At 68.5% G+C, this 21,564-nt stretch carries 9 protein-coding genes and 1 tRNA gene; all 10 read right to left on the reverse strand.

Going from position 1 to position 21,564, the window contains the following annotated elements; all coding sequences use genetic code 11:
* Positions 1 to 80 precede the first annotated feature (80 nt).
* Positions 81 to 2,105 carry a hypothetical protein gene (locus K2R93_09975; protein ID MBY0490155.1) on the reverse strand — a complete coding sequence of 675 codons (2,025 nt, stop codon included), beginning with the start codon at positions 2,103 to 2,105 and terminating at the stop codon, positions 81 to 83.
* Positions 2,102 to 14,371: a hypothetical protein gene (locus K2R93_09980; protein ID MBY0490156.1), complete on the reverse strand. Its 12,270-nt coding sequence runs from the start codon at positions 14,369 to 14,371 to the stop codon at positions 2,102 to 2,104. The genes K2R93_09975 and K2R93_09980 overlap by 4 nt, the downstream gene beginning before the upstream one ends.
* A gap of 317 nt (positions 14,372 to 14,688) precedes the next feature.
* Positions 14,689 to 16,338, reverse strand: a complete 1,650-nt coding sequence (locus K2R93_09985) for a response regulator (GenBank protein MBY0490157.1) — start codon at positions 16,336 to 16,338, stop codon at positions 14,689 to 14,691.
* The gene (locus K2R93_09990) at positions 16,227 to 17,444 is read right to left on the reverse strand and encodes a PAS domain-containing protein (protein MBY0490158.1); all 1,218 of its coding nucleotides are present in this window, start codon (positions 17,442 to 17,444) and stop codon (positions 16,227 to 16,229) included. Before K2R93_09990 ends, K2R93_09985 begins: the two co-directional genes overlap by 112 nt.
* Positions 17,445 to 17,780: 336 nt before the next feature.
* A tRNA-Phe gene (locus K2R93_09995) sits at positions 17,781 to 17,853 on the reverse strand.
* An 85-nt stretch (positions 17,854 to 17,938) separates the two neighbouring features.
* Positions 17,939 to 18,592 carry a hypothetical protein gene (locus K2R93_10000; protein ID MBY0490159.1) on the reverse strand — a complete coding sequence of 218 codons (654 nt, stop codon included), beginning with the start codon at positions 18,590 to 18,592 and terminating at the stop codon, positions 17,939 to 17,941.
* A gap of 20 nt (positions 18,593 to 18,612) precedes the next feature.
* Positions 18,613 to 19,002: a preQ(1) synthase gene (queF, locus tag K2R93_10005; protein MBY0490160.1), complete on the reverse strand. Its 390-nt coding sequence runs from the start codon at positions 19,000 to 19,002 to the stop codon at positions 18,613 to 18,615.
* 51 nt (positions 19,003 to 19,053) lie between these two features.
* Positions 19,054 to 19,980: a rhomboid family intramembrane serine protease gene (locus K2R93_10010; GenBank protein MBY0490161.1), complete on the reverse strand. Its 927-nt coding sequence runs from the start codon at positions 19,978 to 19,980 to the stop codon at positions 19,054 to 19,056.
* A gap of 42 nt (positions 19,981 to 20,022) precedes the next feature.
* Positions 20,023 to 21,069, reverse strand: coding sequence for a D-alanine--D-alanine ligase (locus K2R93_10015; protein MBY0490162.1), 1,047 nt, complete (start codon positions 21,067 to 21,069; stop codon positions 20,023 to 20,025).
* Positions 21,070 to 21,096: 27 nt separating this feature from the next.
* Positions 21,097 to 21,411: a hypothetical protein gene (locus K2R93_10020; protein ID MBY0490163.1), complete on the reverse strand. Its 315-nt coding sequence runs from the start codon at positions 21,409 to 21,411 to the stop codon at positions 21,097 to 21,099.
* Positions 21,412 to 21,564: the final 153 nt, after the last annotated feature.

The following is a 21,564-nucleotide window of genomic DNA, read 5'->3' on the forward strand; positions in this document are numbered from 1 at the left end:
CGGCGCCCTGTGGGGTACGCTGAATCCCGCTGCGAGACACGCGGCGACCAGTGCACTCACGGAGCGTTGGCGAGCGCGCCTCATCGCGCCCCCGCCACGGGCGTCACGAGCCCTTGCGGCACCGACTGGTTACCGCTCGTATCGATGGCGCGCACCGTGTAGTACGCCGACGCGGGTGCCGCGGCGTCAGTGAACGTGTGGACGCCCGGTGCCACCCGGCCGATCTCTTCGAGCCGCCCGTAGAGCGAGGAGGCGCGGAACACGAGATAGCCGGCCAGATCGCGGCTCATGACCCGCTCCCAGCGCAGCTGAACGGTGCTGCCCGAGCGCACCGCCGCCACCGCACGCGGCGCGGACGGGCGCTCCTCGTCGCGCTTCGTGAGCGAGTCCGTGGCGGGCGCCGAGCGATTGCCCGCGCTGTCCACCGCGAACACCGCGTAGCGCAGCGGCACACCATCGGCCGCCGCCGTATCCACGAGCATCAGCGGCCCGCGCGCGCCGGTCTGTCCGATCGTGCGCATGGCCTTGCCACCCGGCTCGGTCACGTCAACGACATACGCGCCCACATCGAGCGACGGGCTGGCGGTCCACGTCACGGTCACGCTGCCGCCAAAGCGCCCCTGCGCGCGCACGAGGCGCGGGGGCGCGGGCGGCTCGTCATCAGGCACGGTGAGCATGACGAACGCCGGCGGCGACGTGTTGGCGCTGCTGTCGACCGACACGATCTCGATGCGATACGTCTTGCCCGGGAGCAGACCGGCGCCCGCGGCCGCGCTGTCGACGAACGACGTCGCGGGCACCGGCGTCCCCGTCAGACGCACGGACGTGCCGCCGGGCGCTGCGCGATACACGTGATAGCCGGCGACATCGTGCGCCGGTGGCGCCTCCCAGCGATACGTGGCCCGACGTCCGGCGCCGAGGGTGGCCGTCAGATTGCGCGGCGCCTCAGGTGGTGTGCGCTCCTCGGCGCGCGTGGTCACGGGCGTGGCCCATGGACCGGCGTTCCCGGAGCGGTCCACGGCGCGCACGCGCCACGCGTAGATGCTGCCACCGCGCACGGTGGCATCGACAAACTCGGGGACGGCCGCCGGGACCCGCGTCGTGGTGAGCCGCGTCCACGTCGAGTCGCTGCCGCCTTTGCGGCGCTCGACCTGATAGCCATCCACATCGGCATCGGGCGACATCGCCCACACGATGCGCACGCGCCCATCCTGCACGTCGGCGGCAACATCGAGCGGCGCGAGTGGCGGCAGACGGTCACGCATGGTGGCCTGCACGACGGGACCCGCTTCACCCGCGAGACCACCGATGAACACGGGCACCACGCGATAGCGGTACGACGCGCCATCGGTGACATCCGAGTCGAGCCACCCCGGTGTGCGCGCATCATCGCGCACGACGGGGTCGGCAATGAGTGGTCGCCACGTCGTGTCGCCGCCCACGACCGCGCGTTCGATCAGAAAACCGACCACCACATCGGTGGCGTCGCCCGCATAACGCGGATAGCGCCAACGCAGTTGCATCCCTTCGAGCGCAGGGACCGCCTCGAGCGCCGTGACGGGCAACGCCGCACTTGGCGCACGACGCAGCGTCGCCGAGAAGCTGGCGCGCACGACGCCGTCGGCGCGACGCACGAGCTCCGCGCGATAGCTGGTTCCCACGTCGCGCCCGGGCGCGCCATCGACCGCGAGGCGCCCGGTTACCGCCGCAATGTGCCGCGACAACAGCAGTCCGGTATACGACACCGCGCGATCCGAGAGCAATCGACGCACCAGAGTCACGGCATCGTCAGCCCGCGTCAGTCGACGGGCCAGCGGCAGATCCGGCCCCAGGCGTTCGGTGACCCGATCGGCCGACCGCTCGGGCTCCAGCCCATCGGCCACGACGCGACCATCGGCGCGCGTCACCCGCCACCCGTGGCCGCGCGGCGCGATGGAGTCGATGACGATGTAGACCGAGTCGGCGCGCGCGACGAGGAAGAGCGGGCTTCGCGCCGCCGACGGAGCCGCCGGCGGCAGCCCCGGCTGCGCGGATGCCGGTGCAGACGCGAGGAGGCCCATCGCGACCCCGACGGTTGCCCGCGAGAGAAGACGAGTGTGTGTCATTGCGGCACCACGGCACGAACCACGAGGCTCGTCACGCCCGTGCCGTTCTTTGAACGCACGCGCAGGACCAGCGAAGAGGTGGGGAGCGAGGGGACGGCGATCGTATAGGTCCCCGTGCCCGCCACCGCGCCCGTGACCGCCGTCCAGGGCAACAGGGTGACGCTCGGGTTCCTCAGGTCCACGAGAGGCGGCTCATCATCGAGGCGCACCTCGAGCCCCGCGAAGCCAGACTCAGGATCAGCCGGCGCGGAGACAGTGAGCTTGAACTGGTAGCCGGTCCGGCCGAGCGTCGGTGTGCCCACCAGCGTGATCAGTGGCGTGGGCGGTGGCGTGAGATCCACCGTCAGCAATCCGCTCGCGCTGAGGTCACCGCGGTTGCCACCGTTGATGGCACGCATCTCCACCATCAGCTGCCCCGCCGCGGGGAAGACGAGCCGTGGCACGCGATAGGTCGTGTTCACTTCGGCGTTGGCCGGCACGTCCACGTCAGACGTGGTCGCCGGGAAGCCGGTGAGCACGTTGCCGGCAGCATCCTTGAGGCGCAGCTGGTAGCCGCGGATCCCCGACTCGGTATCGCGGGAGACCTGCGTGAAGCGCACCGCCGCGCTGCCCGCGCTCCCTTCGAGGCAGAAGCCCGGCGCGGGTGCGGGCGTGGGATCGGCGAGTCGCGCCGGCACCGCCGTCACCACCGGCGTGCTGAATGCTCCCGCGCCGTTGCGCGCGGCGATCGACACATACACCGGCCGCTCGTAGGGCACACCGGTCACGGTGAACTGCGTCCCTGCCGTATCGGTGAGCGCCACCCAGGCATCTCCCTCCACCGCCGTGGGGGCAACATCCGACACGAGCGCATACCAGCGACTGATGCCGCTCTCCGGATCACTGATCGCGGGCTTCGCGACCACAAACGCGCCGGTGGTGGTGGCGTCCGGTGCCGTAATGGGCGTGAGCGCCAGCGTCTTCGCAGCAACAAGCGGCGTGGCCGAACACACTGCCTGCACGACGATCGGCGTGGTCAGCCCCGCGAGCGAAACGGAACGCACACTGCCCAGCTGCAGCGTTGTGCCGGCGGGTGCGGCCGGTGCCGTCGCATCTTCGCGCAGCACCAGCGCGCCGGCAAAGCCCGTCAGCCCCGCGCCGTTCACGGCCAGGATCTCCACCTGCGCCACCTTCCCCGCCGACGGCGGGGGGGGAGTGAGCAGCATCGTGGTGCGACCGCCCAGCGTCGTCCACGGCACCAGCTCCACCGGCTGCAGGGTGCGCAGCGGCGTGTAACCGGTTGGCGAGACGCTCACCGTGCTGGTCGTGCCCGGCGCATCGCGCTCCACTACGCGATAGCGATATTCCTGAATGCCGCTTTCGGCGTCGGTTGCCTGCCACGCGAGTGCCACCGCCTGGCCGCGCGTTGCCCACACCACGTTGCTGCCGTCGGTCGCAACCGTCGCCAGATTGGACGGCGCGGTGATCACCGGCACTCCCGGCGGCGTGGCGTCCGGCGCGAGCGCTGTACCGCTCGTCGCCACCGGCGCGGCCGCCGTGCCGCGTCCAAAGGTGAAGGTGAGGGGCGGCGTGCCGCGCGTCGTGCGCGTGCCACCAGCGGCACGTGCGCCCAGCTGCGCGGTGAACGGCTGTGTGCCGCCCGCGAGATCCGTGCTGAACCGCCAGGTCGTATACGTGCCCAGGCTGCCCAGCGAACGGCGCAGCGCATCGCCGTCCACGATGGTGTACTCCGACACACCGGCCGGGTGCGTGGCCGTCCAGGTGATCTGTCCGCGGCTCAGGTAGCCGCGATCCTCGACGGTGGCCTGCGCGGTGCCGATCTGCGGCGCCAGTAGCAACGGGGCGATCGCATCCCGACGAGCCCGCACACGGATGGCCAGCGAGTCCGTGGGATTGAGTTCGCGCAACATCGCGTCGTAGATGTCGAACACCGCGCCATACAGTTCGAGTTGCGCGTCCGACACCACCGCCGTGCGATCGGAGATCTCGGCGTGCGCCGCCCGGACACGCTGGACGGCGGCCGTGGCGGTGGCGGCCGTGGCCGCCACCTCGCGTACCATCGTGGTATCGAGCGCGGCGAGCCCGAGATCCGCGGCCCGGTTGTACAGCTGCATTGCCAGCGTGTCGGCCTGCTGCCGCATGGCGGCAACCTGCTGATCGAGCCCGAGCGTCTTGATCGACGCCTTGGTGTTCTGCCAGGTGGTGGCAAACGCCGGATCCTGGCCGAGCGCAGCGATCACCGTGGCGCGCGCGTTCGCGACCTCTTCGAACTTGAGCGTCTTGGCCCCGCTGGTGAGATCCGTCCGCGCGGTGACACTGTTGCTCACGCGGTCCACGAGATCACGGAAGCTCGCCCGACTGTCGCGCACGAACGTCAACCCATCGCGCCTCCAGCGCCACCGCCGCATCTGATAGTCCACCGTGGACGCCTGCTGGCGTTCGGTCGCCTCGACGGCATCGCCCCAGAGGCGTAGATAGCCCATCAGCGAACTGCTCTCGGTGGCCGAGAGTGCGGCGCGCACACTGTCGAGCGAGGCCTGCGCCTGCCCAAGCGCTCGCGCCACCTCAGCCTGTCGCGCGGTGACCTTGGCCCGCACGTCGGTCATCGTCGCGCGATTCTGTGCGGCCACCGCGTCGTCCACATCGAACGTGGGCACGCCGTTCAGCGTGCCGGCGCTGCGCTGCGCACCGGCGATGGGCGTGGTCGACGCGCCGGCGATCGACGGATCGCCCACGGCGAAATTGCGCACCGGATTCGGGAGATCGGGCATCACCACCGCGCGCACCGAATCGATACTCGCGCGCAGCGCGGCAATGCGCGCCAGCATCTCGTCGCGCCGGGCCGCGAGGTTGGCGAGCTTGCGCTCGGCGTCGATCCGGATCGCCGCGATGGCGGCCGTATCCGACGGCGCTGATTTCTGCGTGAGCAGGTTCCAGTACGTCCCGAGATACGGCGTACGCACCGCCGGGCGATCGAGTCCGGCATCGTAGACGGCTTCGCTGCCCACATTGAACGCGACCCCGAGGAACGCGAGCCAGTTGCTGCCGCTGGCCCACCCCTTCGCATTGTCGAACACGCGTGCGAGCGTCGCGTCGCTCGCCACCACCGGCGTCACGGTGATGTTGTTCACCTGGTTCTGCACCGCACGGATGATCGAGTCCGCTTCGGCCTTGAGCTCATCGGCCACGGCACTCGCCCGGGCAATGGCCGCGTTCATCTCAGGGTTGTCGCCAAGCCCGCCGCCAAAGCCCTTGCCCGAGATACTCACCCAGAACTGGATCTGCACCGACTCGCCGAGCACATAGGCCCGGCCGCCGCCCGCGGCGTACACCGCCACCTCGGGCAGAATGATCAGCGCCCCCTTGAGATACGCCGAGATGCCAATGAGCCCCGGGATCTCCGCCACCCCCTTGATCTCCACATATGCGCCGAGATCATTGGTGCCGGGCCGGAACCACATGGTGCCCTTGAGCTGGGCTTCCAGCTTCACGACCCAGAAGGTGCGACCCAGCGTGACCGTGAGGTCTGTCGCGAAGCCGCTCGGCACGATGATGACGTTGGCGTCGGCCGTGAGCACCTTGATCATATCGAGCTTGACGCCGCCCTTGATGGCGAAGGCGTTGCCGCCCACGGCGAACTGCAGACGCCCCGTGCCCACCGCGGTCGAGTCGAAGGCGATGCGCACCTCCACATCACCCAGCAGATAGGCCGCCGGGGACCACCCCACCTGCACGGCGATGTCCCCCTGCAGCTCGTTCGCCTGCCCGAGGAACACCATGTTGCCGTCCAGCCGGAACGCCTTGTCGGTGACCGTGACGAGCACCTGGCCGGCCACCATGTACTTGCCGCCGGCACCGAAAGCCGCCATGCGCGCGTACAGCATGATGGCGAAGTCGCTGGCCGGCGGGGGACCCATGCGCGCCGCTGGCCCACCCGTGATCCCGGCGACCTGACGCACCAGGGTGAGATCGTCGGGCTCCGGATTGATGAAGAAGCCGCCGCCCACACCGGTCAGGGCCACCGCCCCCGGAATGATCGTGATGTCCACCGATGCCGCCACGAACATGCCGACGCGCATCGTCCCGCCGCGGTTGCCGACCACGCCCATGAGGCTCACGCCCGTTTCGCCCATGAGCTTGGCCGAGCCGGCTACCTGCAGCGCGAACCCGTCGGTGTACTCATCGAACCGCATCGACGCCTGCATCTCGAACACATCCGAGACCTTCGCGTACAGCGAGTCCACCAGGATGTGGTTCGTCTTGTCATCGGCCAGCTGATAGACCAGTACCCGCTTCACGCCACCGCTGAACGTGTTGGCAATCGTGACGCTCGCGCCAAAGCTCAGGTACGACGCCACGCGCACGTTGAGCATCGGCGGCGTGGTCAACGCACGGCCGGTGGGGCGGGTGTTGGTGCCCGGCACGGCGATGGTCGTTTCCGTCGAGCTGAAGCCAAGGTTTCGCACGTCGAGGCGGAAGACCTCGGTGATCTTGATGAAGCCGCCATCGAAACCGGCCGCGCCAAAATCGAACTCGCCACGCTCGGTGAAGCGCACATCGCGGAACGTGAGCCCCCCGCTCGAGTTCTGGATGTTGAGCCCGAGGCCGCCGGAGAAGCTCGCCGACAACCCGCGGGCGCCCACCACCGCGGTGATGGTCGTCATGGTGAGCTTCACCGGGCCGTACTCGACACTGATGGGCTGCACGATCTGCAGGCCACTCCAGGTCACGCCGGTCGGCGCGATGCGGAGCCCCGACTGCACCGTGCCGCCGCTCACGGACCCGAGTCGGATCAGATTCTCCTGCTTGTTCTGGATGTAAATGTCGGAGACGAGATCCACCGACGTGCGTTCGCGCGGCCGCTCGAAGTCGATCGTGGCCGCGAGGTGACGCACGTGAAAGGTCGCAATGCCGAGGTCCACCTTTCGCTGCGCGGTGGCGAGCCCCTCGTTCTCACGCACCAGCACGAGCGTGCCCGCACCCGAGACGCGCCCGTCGGGCGCAACGCTGAAGCTCACGCGCTGCAGCGCATTCTCATCGAAGGGCGCCGGCAACGACACCGAGGCTGCCGCGCGCAATGTCCCCTGATCGATGCGCAGCGTATCGAGGAAGAAGCGGTCCTGGACGATGGCGATGGGGCGGTTGATCAGGCTCGCGCCGGCGAGCGAGAGCGTGCCGTCGCTGCCGATGCGCAATCCATAGAACCGACTGGTGTTTTCGAACGCCGTGACCTGACCGGCCATCTCGAGCTGCAGCGTGGCGCCATCGAAGCGACCCGCGAGCGCGGGATACACGCGCGTACTCCCCGACAGGCTATCGCGCAGCGCGAACTGCAGGCCGAAGAGCTGGAATTGAATGGCATTGCCATTCGTCACCGAGACCGGCGACACCCGCAGCCCGTCGGAGCCGATATGGATCGTGTCCACGGCCACGGTGAGCCCCGGCGCGAGCGTCGTGAGCTCGATCGACGCGCCGAACTCCACGGCAAACCGTTGCGCATCGGCATGCACGCGGATCGCCGTGCCGGCGCTCGGCGTGGACGGCCGCAGCGTGGCGACGCCCAATGGAATGCCACCGCCGCCGAACGCCGACAGATCCGCGCCGGCCGCGAACCCGGTCGTGTTGACACTGCCACGCAGGAAGAGCGGCGTGGGTGCGCCCTGCGCGTTCTTCAGCACGGCGCTCGTGATGGTGCCGGCGATCGCCACGCTCGGCGCCTGACCCGCGGTGAGATCAAGCCGCGCGCCGGTGATCGCCAGCACGAGCGAGTCACCCGCGAAACGCGCCTGCGCTACCGTCGGGAGTCCGGCGCGATAACTGTCGGTGAGCGTGCCCGCTTCGATGGTGCCGCTCAGCCCCGTGCGATCAACGACGATGTTCTCGAACGTGATGGGCGCCGACGAGATCGAAGCCGGCAGGCGCACGCGCGCACCCGCCGTGAGTTGCCATCCCTGGCTGCCGAGCGCAAAGCCAACGCGGGTGATGTCGATCGGCAGCCCCTGCAGCGGTACCAGCGACTGGCCAGCCGGCGCGTTGACCTGCAGCGCGCCGCCAACCACCTGCATGGTTCGCGGCTCCACGACGAGGTCGAAGGCCGTCTGGAGTCGGGGCGCCGTACCGCCATAGGCCAGCGATGGCAGCACCAGATCCACCGTGCGCCCGCTCGGCGTCCGCAGATGCGTCCGTCCGTCAGCCGTCGTCGCGAGCTCCACGAAGCGTCGCGACGCATCGCCGAGCACCAGATACGCCACATCCGCCGACGGCAGATTGAGGCGATCGGGGATCGGCAGGATCGCGAACAGGTCACCCGGGCGGAAGCCGGTGGAATCCACCGTGGCGATCAGCTCGCCCGCGCCCCGGCGGAAGCGCGCGGCACCGGTCGTGACGCGCACCGGGCCGTCGGTCGCCAAGCGGAATCCGTTCTCGAAACCGACCCCCAGATCGACGAAGCTCGAATCGCCGAAGGCGAGGCTCGCGGTGGCCGTGCCGCTGATCGCCACACCGGCCGAATCGATGACGAGCCCGGAGGGCAGCGTCAGGCGGAACCCCGGCCCCGTGCCACGCGGCGTATTCGCGGGGAATGCGCCCCATGCGAGCCCCGCCGCGCCAAGCTCCGCCCCGAGCGCCAGGTTGGAGGTGACCGTGGCCTTGCCGCGGACCAGCCGCTTCTCGACGAACGCGTACGCGAGATTGTCGAACGTCACCGCGGCACCACCGCCGCCGCCGAGGCGCAGCGCACCGCCACCCGTGAAGGTGAGCGCCGTGCGGTCGAGCTGCGCACGCTGCACGGTGAAGTTCACGATCGGATTGCGTGGATCCGGTTGCCAGGCGAACGGTGAGGTGATCTCCGCGCTGGCGTCGATGATCTCACCCGTGACGAGGTTCACCGCCAACCGGCCGTCCGCGCGAACCGAATCGCTCGCCGTGCCCGTTGCGGCCGCTACGCGCATGGTGCCATCAAGCACCACACTCGGCGCGACATTCGGCCCTGCCGTGAAGTCCACGCGCGAGTCGAGCATGCGGAAGGCCAGCGGGCCGAGCAGGCCCGTGCACGTGGGCGCGAAGCCGGTGATGCGGCCGCGCACCGCACCGCTCGGCAGCAGCTCCAGGGTATCCTTGGGCGGCGTCGCGCCGGGCAGTCCGGCAATGGCAACGGTGCGCGCCGCGGCGGCACAGCCGAAGACGTCGGGGAGCCGCACATCGGCGCCCACAAAGATGTGTGCTTCACTCTGCGTGCCCACCGCGAACGAGCCCCAGGCCGAGCGGATCGCGCCGAACGGCGTGGAGAGCCCGTCGGTGAACTGCACCGGCTCGATCGAGCCGCGCAGCGCATTCTCGCGCCACCCGAGATCGAGCACGCGTACCTTGAAGGCGGCGAGATCATACGGCGGCGCGGCGGCCGGCGCGGCGAGGCTCAGTTCCGCATCCAGCCGAATGTCGACAGTCGGCACCGTGCCGAACTGCCAGTGCACGGCGCCCACGCGCAACGCCAGCGGACGCACCCCAAAACCCGCCGCCTGGATGGGGCCAGCGGCGCGCTGACCGAAGGCGCCATCGGTCATCATCTGCGAGGAGATCTCGGCGATCTCGAACGACGGAATATCGATGCCCGTCTCGCGCACATGCACATCGCGCAGCGTGGGGATGGCGAAGCCATTGAGCGCCGCGATCTCGACCCCCATATCGAAGAGCAGGTCGAAGCGCACCCGCTTGGTCGTGGCGTCATACGTCAGCAAGGGCAGACGCGGATTGCCCAGCAGGAACGCCGCGCCGGGCGCGCCGAGCCGCAACGGGCCCGCCGTGTTGGCGCGCACATCCACGAACTGCGCATTGTTCGGCGTCAGGCGCAGCGTGGCGCCCAGCGTCCACGGCTGCTGCCCGTCGAGCGCGAGCGTGAGCCCGCCCACGGCATCGATCTGGAAGGTGAGCCCGGTGCTGACCGTGCCACCGAACGTACCGGCCAACCGATCGACCTGCAGCTGGACCTGCGGTGAGCCCAGGGGCAGCGTGCGCGCCACCGGCAGCGTCACCTCGCCGGCGAACTGTCCGTTGCCGTCGATGGTGAGCGACACGCGCCCGGTGGGCGACGCTTCGCCCAGCAGGGTGAGTGCCGCCGCCAGTGAGAGCCGGTACGCCGCGGTGGGCGACGGCCGGTCGTAGCGCAGCTCCTCGATGGCGAACGGCATCCCGCCCTGCGCGAGGTCGAAGCCTGCGACGCCCTTCACCGACGCGACAATCGCGCCCGTTTGCAACGCCAGAGTCGTCTTGTCCACCAGGACGTCGAAGCTCACGCGCACCTGCGGCGGAGTGCCCCCACCCGTGCCCGCGAGCGCAGGCACGACCAGCGCAATCGGCCCGGTGGTGGTCGCGAGTCGCCAGTTGGTGCCGGCATCCACGACATTCACGAGCAGCGCATCCGTCGTTTCATCACGCAACTGCAGATACGCGACGGCTTCGCTGGGAAGCGCCAATCGCTTCGGAATCTTCGAGGCCACCAGCTCGGCCACGGCCGGTCGCCATCCGGTCGTGCTCCAGATGGCGACCGGCGTGCCGCTCACCTGCAGTGTCGCGGTGCCCTGGGATACCGTCTGCCAGTCACGCAACGCGAAATCGTTCGAGTAGACGAGTTTCGCCGTCGTGTTCGTGGAGCCGAACAGCTGACCGAGGATCGGGCTTTCGCCGCGCAGCGCGAGGCCGCGACTGTCGAGGAAGGGCTTGCCGCTCACATCCACGCGGAGGCCATTCACGATCGCCGCAGCGCCGGTCGGAGGTCGCACCCGGTAGTCTCCGATCGACAGCGCCGTGCTCACCACATTGGCCGCGAGCTTGATCACCTCCAGCGTCTTGCCGAAGTCGGTAGTGTCCTTCGCAATGCCGGCCGTACTCAGCGTATCGCTGGCACCCGTCTCGAGCCCAAAACCCTGGGCGAACGTCACCACGCCGGCGTCGAAACGGCGCGTGCCGACATTCAGGCGCACGCCGCTCCACTGGGTCATGGAGCTATCGGTACTCTTGAGATACAGCAGCGGATAGCTGCCATCCACGAGCAGCCCAAGCGTGTCGAGCACCACATTGCGGAGTCGGAACCCGAGCCCCTTGATCGGCTGAACGACAAATGGCCCCTTGATGGTCCACTTGCCGCGGATGACCCGTCCGGTGTTCCAGTCGATCTCCACGTCAGGGTTGTCCGCGTCGGAGTTCCCCGGTGCCGGGAGACTGGCGTTGGTGAGGCTGCTCACCGCGCTCGTCGCCGTGTTCGCACCGCTCGCCGTGGAGTCGGTCTTCGCGGCGAGTTTCGCGAGGCTGTCCGCCGTGGCATTCACCTTCGAGAGACTATCGGCCCATGACGTGTTGAACCGGATCAGCGACTGGAGCGCCGCCGCATCGGCGGAGTCGTGCGCGGCACTCGACGATTCCAGTTGGGCCTCCAATACCGTGCGACGCGCATCGAGTCGGGCAGCGGCGGCAGAGTCGGCGCTGGTCCCCTTCGCGTTGAGCGAGTCCGCTTGCTCACTCAGCGACGACACGATGGTGGAGATCGAATCGCGCGACGCGTTGATCGCGGCCGCCTTGAGGGTGGCCGAGTCGGTGGCCAGGAAGATCTTCTGCGCCGAGTCTTTGGCCGCGTCCTGCTGCGCCAACCGCACCTTCCTCGCACTGTCGGCCGCGGTCATCACCGGGGTCGCCGAGACCGATTTGCCGTACCCGTCGTGATCCGCGAGTGTGGAATCAAAGCTGATGCGCGCGCCGCCGATCCATCGCACCGATTGACCCGTGCTGCCGCCGGCGGGAGGACCAAAGAGGAAGCGACCCGTGTACGGCGTCAGCTTGCCGAGTCCCAGCGTGACGTCACACGCCTTGTCGAGCGAGGCCGAGCCCATCAACTGTCCGCGTGCATCAATCGGGATGCTCTTCACCAGGTTGCAGACACCGAGACCATCGAGCACGCCGTTGATGTGCTCGCCCTGGATGGTGAGCGCCGCCTGCTTCAACCAGGCCGCCGCATCATCGACCGTCTGCATGAGGCCCGGGGCCAGCGCCGCCAGCGATCCGCCGCCGCTGCTCGAGGTGGTCGCCCCTGGCGGCGGCCACGTCGGACCACTGAGCACGCCCCGCGCGCTCGGCAACGTCGTCGCCTTCGCCGTCGCGCCAAGCGCAATGGCAATGGGCCCACCGAGCCGGTATACGGCAAAATTGAACCCGGGCGCAACCGGAACGACGCAGCCGTCATTCCATTTCGCCTCGGCCGCGATCCAGGACACCTGCCCATCGCGAATGCGAAAGCGGCCGGTCGGTGACAGGCGGAATCGCTGACTGAGACAGGGCACGATGCCGGTCACACCAGGCTCGAAGAAGGCATCGCCCTCGAGCTCCCACGCATAGGGCGTGGCATCGGTGGCCTTCCAGCTCGTCCAGGCGCGCGCAATCTCCGCATGCGCGCCGCGCCGCCAGATCACGCGGAACTGATCGAGCACGCCCGGGGCATCAGGACTCAACAGGTCCGGCAGCGTCGGAAAGACGATGCTGTCGTTCGTCGCGTACGCGTTCACGAACGCGGGCATCGGGAACGCTGGATTGGCGACGAGCTCCGGGCTGGCCTGAAAGCCCAGCCGCCACCGAAGCTGGCCGTCGGTTGCCACGCGCACCGAGTCGAGGCGCAGGAACTCGTAGCGCAGACGAAGCCACGGCGCGACCTCCTGCACCGCCGTGGCGCGATCGCAGCGGGAAACCTGCGCCACCCGCTCCACCGAATCGGGCGCGAGACGCAGCACCGTCTCCACATGGCACGCCGCCCCGTTGCCCCCGAAGAGACGCACGTGCCCCGAGACCGCGACGCCATACCCCACGGTATCGGCCAGGATATCGGCGGTGACGGCGCCACTCATCGTCTCCACCAGAAAGTCCGTCGGCGCCCCACTGGCCAGCGACACCGCGCCAGCCCCGCGGCAGTTCACCGCGGCGCGCAGCACCCCGTTGTCGGCGCGCGCCCACACGTCGTCACAGCCACCGGTCGCCGAACCAAGCAAACGCACCGAGGCGCCCACGTCGAGCGCACCCGACGGCAAATCGAGCCGGGCGCGCCGCAACGCAAGCTGCAGCTGCGCGCGACCCACGCGCGCAAACCCATCGCTCGCCGTGCTACTCCCCTCACGCCGTCCGTACCACCCGAGCGCGGTGAGCTGATACGCACCGTCGAGAGGTACGGCGCCCTGCCCCGGCGCTCCCACCTGCACGGTGGCGGTCACCCCGGTCGCCGCCGAGACGAGCAGCTCCCGGATGGACGCCAGCGCCGACACGCTCGCGGGCAGGAGCCCGCGCGGCGCCGACACGCGCAGTTGACCGCCCACCAGCCACGCGTCACCGCCACGCAATCCCACGCGCAGGCCACTCGCCTGCACCGGCAGCGCCGGCTGGGTGGGCAGCCCAAGCAGCACGAGCGAGAGCGGGCCATCGACCAGATACGCCCCCGACGCGAGGTCGGCGCGGACGCGCGCCGCGCGCAATCCGCGCAGCACCGCGACGCCCGGCTGCACGATGGCCTCATCGCCGAGCGTGCCCGTCGGGCCCAGGGGGCCCAACAGATCGCTCGCCATGGTGAAGACGTGGATCTCGCTCGCGACCTTGTCGCGGAACAGCAGCTGCCCATCCGCGGCGGTCGCGATCACCTGCCAGGCGTAGGTCTTGTTCGGCTCGAGCGGCAACCCCTCGAGCGGATAGAGCAGGAACGGCGTGCCGGTCACCACCTGATCCACAACCGGGATGTTCGCCGAGAGCGCCACCGCCGGGACCTGCGTGCCGATCACTTCGACGACTTTGAGACGATAGCCTACCCCGACCTCAGGGGGCGCATTCACGGGGGTCCACGAAAAGAACGGCTGCTGGGTGCGCACGATGTCGTCGCGCACCGGCGTGATGAGCTGTGGCGGATCCGGGAGCAGGATCGTGAAGTCCGCACAGGACTCGCTCACCACGGTGCGGGTCGCGCCACGCAGCACCGTTGCGCAGGCGCGGTACCGGCCTTCGGGGATCTGACCGGTCCGGCTCACCTGATCGGTGAAGGCGGCGTTCTTCGAGGTCGTCGTCCAATCGAGCGCCGCATCGCGCGCGTTGAAGAGCAGCGTGACCGGTCCGCCCGGCACCGCCGTGACCGGACTCTCCACCGATCCCACGGCGCCCCGTTCGGCGCTGGTTACCGACACCCGGACCACGAAGTCGGTGGCCGCTTGGCCACTGTACGTCACGTTGAGCACCGCCGTCGATGGCACGCGCTCCCAGTCCGACAGATACGGGCTGGGATACGCCTGGATCGTAAGCGTGGACGACCAGGACGGGTCCTGTGCGTGCAGCGCGGGACCGGCGACCAGTGCGGCGGCGAGAAGGAGCGAGCGTTTCAGAGGATGCCTCGGGCGTATCCTGCAATCGACCCATTGCGGGAGCAGGCATCCTAGAATCGACCGATCAAGCCCAGATCAATCGCGCACCGACGCTGGGCGATTGTCGTCAAACGCTTTAATAGCAATCACTTGCACCATCGCCTCGGGCGAGAACGCCCCGCGTGGTCGCCAGACTGGTGTCAGATTGGTCACACTCGGCGGTCCAGCACCTCACGAATCTTGGGCAGCAGCACCTCCGCCGTCAGCGGCTTCTGCAGGAAGTCGATCCCTGAATCCACCACACCGTGGTGGACGACCACGTTCTCCGTATACCCCGACATGAACACCACGCGCAGGTCAGGGCGAATGCGCCGCAGCCGCTCCGCCAGCTGGCGCCCGTTCATCTTGGGCATCACGATGTCGGTCAGCATGAGCGGAATCGTGCCACCATGCTGCTCGCAAATCAGCAGCGCCTCGCCGCCGTTGGCCGCCTCGATCACGTGATATCCCGCACGTTTCAGTATGGCCGAGAGCACCAGGCGGACCTTGGCGTCGTCTTCGACCAGCAGGATCGTCTCCGTGCCGCGGAGGGTAGCCGTGTCCGGACGGGGAGGCGGTACGGGGTCCTCCACCTCGCCCGCTTGAGGAATGTACACTTTGAAGATCGACCCTTGCCCGGGCTCACTGTACACCCAAAGCACACCACCACTCTGCCGGACAATGCCGTAGACGGTTGAAAGGCCAAGGCCGGTGCCTTTTCCCTGCTCTTTGGTGGTGAAGAACGGTTCAAAGAGATGCGATTGCACCTCCTGGGACATGCCAGAACCGGTGTCGCTAACGGAGAGCATCGCGTGCGGTCCGGCTATCGCTTCCGGATGGGTACGCACATACTCGTCGTCGAGCGTGACATTGGAAGTCTCGATGGTCAGACGTCCGCCAGTGGGCATCGCGTCTCGTGCATTCACCACCAGATTCAGCAGGACCTGTTCGATCTGGCTCGGATCGACGCGGGTAAGGTACAGCCGCTGCGAGAGTAGGAACGCCAGCTCGATGTCCTCGCCGAGCAGGCGACGTAACAGCGGCTCCATCCCGGAGATCACGGTGTTCAGATTGAGCACCCGAGGCTCCAGCGCCTGCTTCCGGGAGAACGCGAGGAGCTGTCGGGTCAGGTCACTGGCGCGCCGACCGGCTCCCAGAATCTCTTCCGTCTCGACCTTCAGCGGATCGCTGCGCAGTTTCTCCGCGAGCAGTTCGCCGTTGCCGAGAATGACCGTGAGCAGATTGTTGAAGTCGTGCGCGATGCCGCCGGCCAGTCGGCCCACCGCCTCCATCTTTTGCGACTGCCGAAACTTCTCCTCCGTGCGACGCGACACCTCGATCGCCTGCTCCAGCTCCTGTTGCGCCTGACGGGCGCGCGCCTCGCTGGCTCTTAGGGCCTCCTGCGCCCGCTGCTGTTCGGTCACATCAATCGAGATGCCAGCCAAGAGCGGCCGCCCCGTGGATTCCCGGATCGCGAACCGGATGGTGTTCCACCAGCGGAGCGTCCCGCTGGCTTCGTCTCCCGTCCGGCGCAACGTGACGACCGGCGCGTCTGAGGCCAGTGCCCGCGCGTCATCCTGCTCGACGCTGTCCGCCATCTCCGGTGGGAAGAGGTCGAGCGCCGTGCGATTCCACCAAGCGTCGCGGGTCCAGCCAAGCGCCTGCTCCGCGAAGGGGTTCAGATAAATCATGCGCCCCTCGGCATCCTTCACAAAGGCGATCGCCGGGAGCGCCTGCATGAACGCGTCGAAGCGCGCCAGCGCATCGGCCAGCGCTCGCTCGTTCCGGCGTCGCGCGGTGATGTCGATGAAGGCGCCCACCGACCCGCGAACCCGTCCGGTGCCATCACGCAGCGGCTCACTGCCACCGAGCAGATGTCGGACCTCGCCGTCATCGAAGAGCAGATCGAGTTCGGCATCGCGAACAGAGCGGCCGAGGCGAGCGGACTGCTGGAGCGGGAGATCGTCTTCGGCGATGGGCCGGCCATCCCGCATTGCGTGAAGTGGCGCGGGCGCTCGTCGACCGGCGCCGTGATGGAGACGTTGGCTCCCGCAGCCGTGCGGAGCAGACGTTGACCGTACGCGTTCGAATCGATGTGGTTAGCCTGCACGTCGCGCGCAATCCAGACCGCGGCTGGCACCGCGTCAAGGACGGCGCGCAATTCCTCGGCCGTGTCATCGCCCCGCTGCTCGGCAATCGTGAGCGCGCGCACGGTCTCCAGTTGTTCCGTCAAGTCGATCGACGTGACGCCGATCGTGTCGTCAGAGTGGCGAAACACCCGTATCGAGTTGACGCGCCCGTTCGTACGGACCTCGTATTCCCACGCCTCTCCGGTGCGCAGTACGGCGGAGTACCGCTGGACACGGTCCGCCACGCGCGCATGGAACACCGACGATCCCAGCACCTCTTCCATTGAGCGACCTGAGAGCGGGCCGACGCCCATCTGTCGCTGCATCGCGTCGTTCGCTTCAGGAAAGGCGAAGGAAACGATCGCCCCGTCGGCCCCGCGAATCGGTGTGAGGAAGCACACCGCCTCGCGCAGTCCATTGAACATCGTGCGGAACCGGCGCGCCTGACGGTCGAGTTCCTCGGAGAGGTGGGCCGGGTCTCGAATGGGGCGCAGGAGCGTGCACGCCTGCTGCGACTCCCCCTTCGCCACCACCGTCGAGAGATACTCGATGACACCCTCGGCGCCGTCGGGCCGCGTGATCGTGGCCCGACCGTGGATGACCGCACCGACGCGTCGCTCCCCGAGTACATCGTGGTCCTCGCGCGGACGCCACACCTCGGATTCGTGCACGCCCTGGAGAGCGGACTCGGGACGACCGAGTAGTTCGCATGCCGCGGGGTTGGCGTGCTCGATATAGCCGTCAGCTCGGCTGATGAGGAGGCCATCGCTGAGGAGTGGAAGTAGTGTCGCAAGCATTGCCAGTTGTCATGAGAGTGAAGCCCACCCGGCATATGCTACCGCCGGCCCTCGCCGCACTCTAGAACATCCACGGAGCCGAAGTCCCGGATGAAGTGGGCCACATCGGCGCGAAGTCGTGCGCATGGTCGCGCGTACGACGTGGGAGGGGGAGACCGACATCTACCGCGCGCTGCGTGCCCGGACGATGGCCTAGTGCACGCCACGCGTCGAACGATTGGCGCGGTCTGCGGACCCCCTGTGCCCGGCAATGCGGCGGCCGGTGGCGCGCTCACATCCTCCCGAACGCAAAACGGCGCCCCGACCGAGTCAGGGCGCCGCTTCGTGTGTGTCCAGTGGCTAGGGACGGAATCGAACCGCCGACACGCGGATTTTCAGTCCGCTGCTCTACCAACTGAGCTACCTAGCCATACCCCAGCCAGCGCGTCCGCCGACCAGAGCCTTGCAATATAGCCAGCCCCCGTCCGAAAGGAACCGGGGGCCGGCCATCGCGCCTAGTTGCTTCGCTTCACGTGCACCACGTGCGCATTCACCGCGTGGTTCAGGCGCAGGCCGAACACCCCGTCCGGCCGCACCCGCGCGCGCGGCAGGCTGGCCGCCGGCGTGCCGTTCACCAGGAACCGCACCGAATCCGGCCCGGCCTCGATCCGGAGGTCGTTCCGCATCGCGTCAGCGCCCGCCTGCGGCTTGATCGCGGCCAGCGGCGCCCAGTCCACCAGCGTCGTGGTCTGCTCGCCCACTCGCTGCTTGATGAGGAACTTCCCGTCGTTCCGGAGCAGGAAGTAGGTGTAGCGCTGCCCCGCCCCGGCCAGGTCGGCGCCACCGACAAACAGGCCATATCCCTCCTGATCGCGGCCCTTGGTGGGGAACAGGAAGATGCCCGTTTCCACGGCAAACGTGCCCTTCGCCGTGCTGTCGGGGTGATACAGAATTGCAGCCGGCCCCATCGTCACGTGGAAGCCCGGCGTCATCTGCGTGAACGCCACCGTGTCGGCGCCACCGCCGTGCATGTCATGCATACCACCCGCGGCATCCGTACGCACCTGCCACCCGATCGGTCGCTTGCCTTCGTTGCCGCCGGTCAGGTGTTGCGGCTGCTGCGCAGCAAGCGGCGCGGCAGCCAACGCCAACAGAAGCAGGACGCGCATCGTCCGATCCTCAGCCAGAGTTAGGCGGTGTAGCTCGCCGTGATGATGCTCTTGAGCCCACCACGCACCGCAAAATCGCCGACGACCGTCAGCGCGCGCGGCTGACACGCCGCCACGAGATCATCGAGAATGCGGTTCACGGCGCGCTCGTAAAAAATCCCGTCGTTCCGGAAGCTCCAGAAGTAGAGCTTGAGGCTCTTGAGCTCGAGACACTTCTCGGCCGGCGTGTACGTGACCTTGATCGTCGCGAAGTCCGGCGCGCCGCCTTCGAGCAGCTTCAGTTCCACGGCGTCGGTTTCGACGCCGCCAAGCGGACAGAGTGACGTGAACTCGTCCGTCTCCATGTAGATCTCGTAAGCCCGATCCGCATAGGGATTCGGGAACGTCTCGAGCAGTTCTGGCTTGGGCATGGCCGAAATGTAAACGGGCCGCCCATCAGGCGGCCCGTGGTGCGCGCGCGGTCAGCTCAGTGACCGCAGCTTCCTGCTCCACTCGTCCAGCAGCAGCTTCTCCGCCGGGGTGAGGCTCGCGAGCCCCTCGGCGTTGATCTTGTCGAGCACCGCATCGAGCGCCGTGCTGGGCTGCGTCGGCGACACGGGTGCCGGCTGCGCCGGTGCCGGACGGGGGGCCGGCGGGCGCACCCGCGCCACCGCCGCCTTGCTCTGCGCCACGATATCGTCGATCTCGCGCTCGGGCCGCGGACGGCTCGTCTTGGGCACGGCGCGCGGCGGCTCATCGCCGTAATCCGGCGCCGGCGCAATGCGGCGACGGAAGCGATCGAGACTCCCCGCGCCCGGCACGCGCAGATACACCCAGCCGGCTACCATACCGCCGATGTGCGCCGCGTACGCGGTGCCACCCAGCGAGCCGGCATCGACCACCGCCATCGTGATGTTGATCAGCGCCATGAACACCACGAGCCACCGCACCTTCATCGGCACCACACCGAAGAAGAGCACTTCATCGTCGGGCCAGCGGCTCGCGTATGCCACCGCCACACCGAGAATGGCCGCACTCGCGCCAATCAGCGTGCCGCCGCCGCGCTGGAACATGTAGTGGAAGGCCCAGCCACCCACGCCACACCAGAGGTAGTACCAGGTGAACGTGCTCGCCCCCCACGCGCGCTCGACGCGCGGCCCGAAGAGCCAGAGCGTCCACATGTTCAGCGGCAGATGCATCAGGCTGCCGTGCGCGAACATGTACGTCACCACCGTCCACAGCGAACGCGACGCAAGATCGCCCGACGCGTAGCCGAGCCAGTTCGTCATGTTCGCCGCGCCGACGAGCGTCTCCTGCACGAAGTACACACCCACGCACAGGCCGATCAGCCAGTACACAGCCGACGGACTGCGCGGTGGGTCAAAATCGTCGTAGGTCACGTAGGACATGCGAGCGAGGCAGGCAGACGTACGAAGAAGGAAGGCAACGCGTCAGCGCTTTCGCGCCGCGAGCGCCAAGTGCACGATGCGCTCGCACAGGTCGGGAAACAAGACGCCGGCCGCCGCCGCCGCCTGTGGGATAAGACTGGTAGGCGTCATCCCCGGCAACGTGTTGGCCTCCAGACACCACGGCTCCCCCTGAGGATCCAGCCGGAAGTCGATGCGCGCATAACCGCCCAGCTTGAGGGCGTCGAACGCCCGCCGGGCCTGGTCGTTCAGCTTTGCTTGCACTCGCGAATCGAGCGTTGCCACGAACTCCTTGGCCATCCCCGGCGTGTACTTGCACTCGTAATCGTAGAGCTCCTTCACCGGCTGGATCTCGATCGTCGGCAGCACGGCGTCGCCCAGAATGCCGACGGTCAATTCCTGCCCCGGCACGAACCGCTCGAGCATCACTTCGTCGTCGTAGCGGAACGCCTCGCGCACCGCCGGCGCCAGCTCGGCGGGGGCGCGCACGATCGACAGCCCCACCGTGCTCCCCTGCTTGGACGGCTTCACGATGAGCGGCCAGCCGAGCTGGGCCCCCACGGCCTCGGCATCGGGATCGACGCCGGGCGTGGCCATGATCCAGTCGGCGGTCTGCACGCCGGCCGCGCGCAGCACCACCTTGGTGAGATGCTTGTCCATCGCCAGCGCGCTCGCGAGATGCCCGCTGCCGGTGTAGGTCACGCCGGCCAGATCGAGGAGCGCCTGAATCGTGCCGTCTTCCCCCTGGCCGCCGTGCAGCGCCAGAAAGACACAGTCGGCCTCGGTGATCTCGGGCAGGGTGCCAAGCACCGGGCTCAGCGACTCGGCGGCAAGGCCGGCCAGCTGGTCGAGTGACGGCGGGGCGCTGCCCACGCCGCCGGCCAGCAGGCTCCGTTCTGTCTCGCGCGTGAGCACGCCATCGGCGGGGTCGAGACAGGTGACGTCGTGCCCCTTCTCACGCAGGGCGACCGCGATGCGGAGGCCACTGGAGAGGGAGACATCGCGCTCGGCGGACACGCCGCCAAGCAGGACGGTGATGCGCAGCGGGGCGGTCGGGGCGGATTCACTCATGATGCCCCGCAATCTAGGCGTCAGCCGCTACGGCGTCTGTGCCAGGGCGTACGCCATCACGCGGTCGAGGATGGCCGGATCGGGGACGCGCTCCCACTCCTGCAGGATGATCACCCGATCCCACGGGTCGAGGGTGACATGCCGCCCGGTCCGCGGCGCCTCGGGGTCAATCGCGATCCACGCCTGCCAGAGCGTGAGGCCGTCGGTGTTGAGGACCACGCCGTGGGCGTCTTCCCACGTGGACGGACGCGGGTCGGCCAGCAGGGCGGCCAGGCGCCCGCGGCTGAAGTCCCGCAGAGGTGCACCGAGCGCGTCGGTGAACCGGTCGAGTACGTCGATCATGAAGGCTGGTACAGGTGACGGGTCGCCTCCAAGGCCGCATCGCGCCGTCGGCACCCGTAGTGGGGAGACGGGCGAGGGGAGGGGAGGTCACGAGGGCTCCGAAATCGGAGATGAGAGGTGAGCAACCCCCGAGAGCTCAGGCAGAAGAACGTC

The sequence above is a fragment of the Gemmatimonadaceae bacterium genome, from assembly GCA_019752115.1.
Classification (GTDB): Bacteria; Gemmatimonadota; Gemmatimonadetes; order Gemmatimonadales; family Gemmatimonadaceae; genus Gemmatimonas.